This is a genomic window from Prosthecobacter sp., from assembly GCF_044373815.1.
In the GTDB taxonomy this organism is placed as follows: Bacteria; Verrucomicrobiota; Verrucomicrobiia; order Verrucomicrobiales; family Verrucomicrobiaceae; genus Prosthecobacter.
In genome coordinates this window covers 1-5286 of sequence record NZ_JBIPNG010000461.1, presented here as the reverse complement: position 1 = coordinate 5286, position 5286 = coordinate 1, and the positions used below count along the sequence as shown (strand labels likewise).

General features: G+C 57.3%; 8 protein-coding genes. 7 read left to right on the top strand and 1 reads right to left on the bottom strand.

Annotated features, from left to right (window positions below):
• The first annotated feature begins 46 nt into the window (after positions 1 to 46).
• From ACIREA_RS26045 to ACIREA_RS26015, 7 genes are all read left to right on the top strand, one after another.
• Positions 47 to 1102, top strand: a complete 1056-nt coding sequence (locus ACIREA_RS26045; RefSeq protein WP_397385245.1) for a WGR domain-containing protein — start codon at positions 47 to 49, stop codon at positions 1100 to 1102.
• An 89-nt stretch (positions 1103 to 1191) separates the two neighbouring features.
• Positions 1192 to 1416 (top strand): hypothetical protein, encoded by a 225-nt coding sequence (locus ACIREA_RS26040; protein ID WP_397385244.1) that lies wholly within the window; start codon positions 1192 to 1194, stop codon positions 1414 to 1416.
• On the top strand, positions 1413 to 1574 hold the full coding sequence (locus tag ACIREA_RS26035; RefSeq protein WP_397385243.1) for a hypothetical protein: 162 nt from the start codon (positions 1413 to 1415) through the stop codon (positions 1572 to 1574). The genes ACIREA_RS26040 and ACIREA_RS26035 overlap by 4 nt, the downstream gene beginning before the upstream one ends.
• 32 nt (positions 1575 to 1606) lie before the next feature.
• Positions 1607 to 1750: a hypothetical protein gene (locus ACIREA_RS26030; RefSeq protein WP_397385242.1), complete on the top strand. Its 144-nt coding sequence runs from the start codon at positions 1607 to 1609 to the stop codon at positions 1748 to 1750.
• A 95-nt stretch (positions 1751 to 1845) separates the two neighbouring features.
• Positions 1846 to 3354, top strand: coding sequence for a hypothetical protein (locus tag ACIREA_RS26025; RefSeq protein ID WP_397385241.1), 1509 nt, complete (start codon positions 1846 to 1848; stop codon positions 3352 to 3354).
• Positions 3355 to 3426: 72 nt separating this feature from the next.
• Complete coding sequence (locus ACIREA_RS26020; RefSeq protein WP_397385240.1) at positions 3427 to 3630, top strand: hypothetical protein; 204 nt, start codon at positions 3427 to 3429, stop codon at positions 3628 to 3630.
• A 43-nt stretch (positions 3631 to 3673) separates the two neighbouring features.
• Positions 3674 to 4450, top strand: a complete 777-nt coding sequence (locus tag ACIREA_RS26015) for a DUF932 domain-containing protein (RefSeq protein WP_397385239.1) — start codon at positions 3674 to 3676, stop codon at positions 4448 to 4450.
• Positions 4451 to 4638: 188 nt separating this feature from the next.
• On the opposite strand, the gene ACIREA_RS26010 is transcribed toward ACIREA_RS26015, so the two are convergent.
• The coding region (locus tag ACIREA_RS26010; protein ID WP_397385238.1) for a hypothetical protein at positions 4639 to 5286 on the bottom strand (648 nt) is incomplete at its 5' end.

Sequence of the window (5286 nt, the reverse complement as noted above, 5' to 3'; positions counted from 1 at the left end):
CTTTTTGTTTCAACCCACAACAACCAACCGAAAAGAGAACCCACCCATGGAGCACATCACGCTCTACTTCCGTGAAGGCTCGTCTGACAAAATCTATCAGGCAGGCATTCAACCCAAGGACGGCGGCTTCGTCGTTCACTTCGCCTACGGGCGACGCGGTTCCGCGCTCACCACCGGCACCAAAACTCAGTCCCCTGTGGACTACCCCAAGGCGAAGAGCATCTTCGACAAGCTGGTGCGCGAAAAGACCGCCAAGGGCTACACCCCTGGTGAATCTGGAACGCCTTACCAGCACACAGACAAAGCGCAGCAGGCCACCGACATCCTGCCTCAGTTGCTCAATCCCATTGAGCAGGAAGAGGCCGTTTCGCTCGTGTGTGATCCCCAGTGGGTCATGCAGGAAAAGTTCGACGGCCGGCGCTTGCTCATCCGCTGCAACGACCAAGGCACCGACGGCATCAACCGCTCAGGTTTGATCGTCTCATTACCGCAGTCCGTCTCCAAAACCGTTGAAGCGCTCAACAGCCAGCTCATTCTCGATGGCGAGTGTGTCGGGGAGAAATTCATCGCCTTCGACCTGCTCGAACTCGATGGAACCGATCTCCGATCCCAACCCTACCGAGTGCGCTTAGTGGCGTTGAACAACATCGTTCCGGCAGGGGGCGACTGCATCTGCACCGCCGCCACAACCATCCTCACGGAGACGAAGAAGGCGATGCTGGAAAAGCTCAAGTCCAGCAAAGCCGAAGGCGTCGTGTTCAAGCGTCTGGATGCCTTATACACCCCTGGTCGCCCAGCCAGTGGCGGCCCTTCGCTCAAGCTCAAATTCTACGAGACGGCCTCCTTCCTGGTGAGCCAGATCAATGAACAGCGCAGCGTGAGTCTTGCACTGCTGCGTGATGCACAACCGGTCCCAGCCGGGAATGTAACCATCCCGCCAAACCACGCTGTCCCCTCCCAAGGAGACATCGTGGAGGTGCGCTACCTCTACGCATTCCCGGAGAGCGGCTGTGTTTATCAGCCTGTGTATCTGGGACGGCGCGATGACATCCAGCGCACTGACTGCACCACTGGGCAGCTCAAGTTCAAAGCTGCCGCTTAACCCCCACCACTCAACCCTACGCCCGACAGCCCACCTGCCCTTCACCGGGTGCGTGGGCTGTCGGCGTTTTAACCCATATACCCTTACCCATGAAGCACTTCTCAACTCATTCCCTGTTTCACCCGATGCTGACCAGCGTGATTTTTGCCACGCTGGTAGCCTGCCACAAGAAGCCCTCTTTGGATGGTACGTCACCACCACAGCAGACCATCCACCATGAGGTCATCATCCTGATGCCGCCTCAGAGCGGCAAGACGGTCATCAGCAGCGGAGCATCACAACCTCCACCCAAGGAGGTAAGCACATGCCCATGAACCGCCTTCTCATACCCTTCCTGTTCATCTCCGGCTGTGCCGAGGCCCCACCTGACTACACGCCCATTGGCGATGGCTTGAAGACCATTGGCATCTGCCTCGTCTGCTTCGCTGTGGTGCAGGTGCTAGGTGCCCTGTCAAAGCAGGACAAACCCTGAGCGGCAACGCTCGCAACCCATCACTCCTCACCATGCCCACCTGGACGCAATGTCTGCAAACCATCGTGCTGCTGGCGATCACCGGGTTCTGCCTCGTGGTCGTCAGCTACCACTGGCTCCTGCTGGCAGTTCTTATCGTCGCCGCATTCGTCGCCTTCCGACGATTCAGCAAATAACCAACCTCAACCCTCCTCCGGGCCGTGGCCGCTTCGCCAACAGAAGTGTCCACGGCTTTCTCATATCCACTTCAACCCAACACACATCCATACCCATGCAAAACATCTTACTTCCTGTAGCCGAACTGAGGACCGCTCTCGCGGGTCTCGGTAAGGTCATTCCCAAACGCATCAGTCTTGCCATTCTCGGCCAAGTTCGCGTGCGCCGCTACAGCTCTGGACTCATCGACCTCACGGTCACAGATCTGGACCGCTTCGCCACCTACTCAATGAATCATCGGGGCCAGGCCGAACCGGCCGCTCTGCTGGTTCCATTCGGCGATTTGAACAACATCGCCAAAAGCTGCGGCGGTGCCGATCTCATCGAGCTCGTCCCCGTCAGCAAAAACACCATCTCCATTCGCTTCCCAGTAGGCGGCCAGAGCGCCGAACATCACTGCGAATCCGCCCCGCCCGAAGAGTTTCCTCTTCAGCCAGAGGTTCTTGGCACCGGCATAACCATTCATGAGGCACTGCGCTCCTCCATCCATGAGGCTCTTGAATGCGCCAGTGCAGACCCAGCCCGCCTCGTTCTTAACGGAGCGTTCATTGATGTCCGTGACGACAGCGCTCACTACGTTGTTGGCACGGATGGTCATCACCTGTTCAGCTCGAACAGCTTTTCGCTCCCGCTGAAGGAATCCATTCTCATCACGGAACACAAGTTCCTCGGCTGGAAAGGCTTTCAGCAGGATGGCGAGTGGAGGCTCCGAACCATGCCTGCCAAAGACGATGGACCGCCTTGCTTCGAAATCGCCAGCGACCACTGGTGCTTTTTGTCACGGAGCATCGACAGCCAATTCCCCCAATGGAAAACGGTGCTGCCCAACCCTGCTTCATACCAAACCACGATCTCCATCAACCCGGAGGCCGTGGAAGAGGTGATGGTGGCAGTGCAGCGACTGCCACTCGGGGAGGATAAGCATCACACCATCGGCCTTGAAGTGGCCGGCAATGCATTCCGCCTGCTGGGCAGATCCCGGCCGGAGTTGTCATGGACCAAGATCGACATCCAGGAAGCCGGTGTCACCGGCCCTGATGCTACGATCTTCCTTGACCGCCGCACGCTGCTCAAGGCGCTGCGCTTTGGTCTCACACGCATCGAAATCATCGACTCCATGTCGCCCCTCAGGTTCAGCCTGGCCGGACGGCAGATGATTATCATGCCCCTGCGCATGAATGGCGGTCCCAGTGCCGCCGCCTCCCCGCCGCCGGCAACGGCGGCCCCCACACCAAGTAACAATCCTCCGCCACAAGCGGAACAACACACACCACCACCCATGCAAACCAACACGCCCACCCTAGGACAAACCAGAACCGCAGGAGCCAACGGCTCCAGCACGCCAACTGCTCAGACAACAACCAGCAAAGAGGAAGCCAAATCCTCACTGGAAGCCGCCCTCGTGCAGATCGAGGCGATCAAGACCGGATTCCGTGAAACCATCAACGGTCTGACCAGGCTCGGAGATCATATCCGCCAGTCCATGCGCGAGCAGAAGGCCAGCGAGAAGGAGATCCAAACCGTGCGTCAAACCCTGCGCAGCTTGCAGGGAGTCCGCATCTAGCATCAACCCACAATCACAAGGCACGGGCCGGGCGCATCCACCAGATGCCCCGGCCCGCCTTGTTCTCAGACCATGTCACCACGCATCTCCAGCCTTGTCTTCGACAAGGAAGAGCGGCCACGGCAGGCCACCATCATCACCAGCCTCGGCACCGTGAAGGTGCAGTGGACGGAGGTGCATGGTGACCGCTGCTGGTTCACCAGCGGCGGGCTGGATGCCAAGAAACTCGCCGTGCCCGTCATCGAACGCATCGAGCGCCTCACCCAAAACCTGTGACGCTCATTCAAACTCAAACCCAACACCTAAACGAACCATTCCCATGATTGCTCATCTCGAACTCGAAGCCCCAACGTTCATTCAACGTCCCCATCCCAACCTCATCCTCCACTGCGGCGCTCGTGCCGCTGAACGGAAGGAAATCATCGCCGTCCCCACTCCTCATCCCACGGAAAGCTGGAGTCCCATCCCGCACATCGAACTGGTGAAGCAGGTGGAATTCACCCTCCGCAGCAACGGCCTGAGCGTCGGAACTCAGGCCCACAGCCTCACACACGACGGCATGCGGTACTTCGGCCTCATGGAAATCCAACGTCGTGAGAACGACAAGGATTACTGCTGGGTGCTCGGCCTGCGCAACAGCCACGACAAGACATTCCCCGCAGGCATTGTGGCAGGATCATCCGTGTTTTGCTGCGACAATCTCGCGTTTTACGGGGAGGTCAAACTCGCCCGCAAGCACACCCGATTCATCCTGCGCGATCTGCCCGGCCTCGTCCAGAGCGCCGTGGGCAGGCTGATGGAGCGCTGGCACCATCAGGACAGTCGCATCGCTAACTACAAACTCACCGATCTCGACGACCGCACGGCCCACGATCTCGTAGTTCGTGCCCTGGATGTCGGAGTCTGCCCAAATCGCCACCTCCCTCTGGTGCTGCATGAATGGCGTATGCCACGTCATGAGGAGTTCCAGTCCCGGAATGTCTGGAGCCTCTTCAATGCGTTCACCGAAACGCTGAAGGGCAACCTCACCGAACTCCCCCGCCGTACGGAAGCCCTCCACGGCCTGCTCGACAACCACGTCGGGCTCTCCGCCTAGCTGCACTTGATTCCCAAAGGATCAAGCTGCCGCAGGCGGGACGGAAAAGCTTCTCTCGCGAGAGGGGCTTTTCTTTTAGCTACCGAAGACAATGGGGGGGGCGCCATCTGTTGTGATCCCCCATTTTATATCTCACAGCACCGCCAATGTCACTTGCACATAACGGTCGGATACCAGAAGGACCCATACTAGTTCTTTCCTTCTTTTAGGCAGGTCTCGATGTACCTTCTTGCACTTTGGATGGCCTCTTCCCATTCTCCCACCGAGTTTATCAAAATGGTTTTCCTGTATTGATTCCCTTTCCAATGCCCAGTGACTCGAACTTCACCAAGTTGAGTCGTCCTAAATTTCGCTGCAAGATGTTCCCAATCGCCTTTTGCCAGAAGAAGCACTTTGAAAACAGGCCGGTTGGTTGATGATGACCAGTTGTTCTCCCAATCATTTAGCGAAACATCATTTTCCAAATAGTTGAAAGAGTTCCCACGCAATGCTGCATTCATCTCGAACTGCGTGGATGCGGTACTCACTCCCAGAAAGCCAAGAAACGTTCCAGTTTGCCTTCGCATCGCATACTCCACATAAGGCTCCGGTGTAGTTTCCCTAGGATGCCAGGTTGTCAGGCATATGACAATCATTGCACCAATGATTCCACCAACAATGCCAACGTAATACCACAGTGGCTTTTTTGGCTTTTTGCCGACTTTCGTAGCAGCTTCTTGAAGCCTCTTCAATCCAGTTGAGGAGAGTTCTTTTGGCGGAGATTCAGCCGCAGCACATAGGGCAAGCAGGTGGTACGCAGCCGCAAATTGTTCGCTTTCGAGTTTCCTGGCAGGGTC

Excerpts from the sequence above, each read along its gene's own strand:
- ACIREA_RS26045 (WP_397385245.1), top strand. The coding sequence starts at position 47 with ATGGAGCACATCACGCTCTACTTCCGTGAAGGCTCGTCTGACAAAATC.
- ACIREA_RS26040 (WP_397385244.1), top strand. The coding sequence starts at position 1,192 with ATGAAGCACTTCTCAACTCATTCCCTGTTTCACCCGATGCTGACCAGC.
- ACIREA_RS26035 (WP_397385243.1), top strand. The coding sequence starts at position 1,413 with ATGAACCGCCTTCTCATACCCTTCCTGTTCATCTCCGGCTGTGCCGAG.
- ACIREA_RS26030 (WP_397385242.1), top strand. The coding sequence starts at position 1,607 with ATGCCCACCTGGACGCAATGTCTGCAAACCATCGTGCTGCTGGCGATC.
- ACIREA_RS26015 (WP_397385239.1), top strand. The coding sequence starts at position 3,674 with ATGATTGCTCATCTCGAACTCGAAGCCCCAACGTTCATTCAACGTCCC.
- ACIREA_RS26020 (WP_397385240.1), top strand. The coding sequence starts at position 3,427 with ATGTCACCACGCATCTCCAGCCTTGTCTTCGACAAGGAAGAGCGGCCA.
- ACIREA_RS26025 (WP_397385241.1), top strand. The coding sequence starts at position 1,846 with ATGCAAAACATCTTACTTCCTGTAGCCGAACTGAGGACCGCTCTCGCG.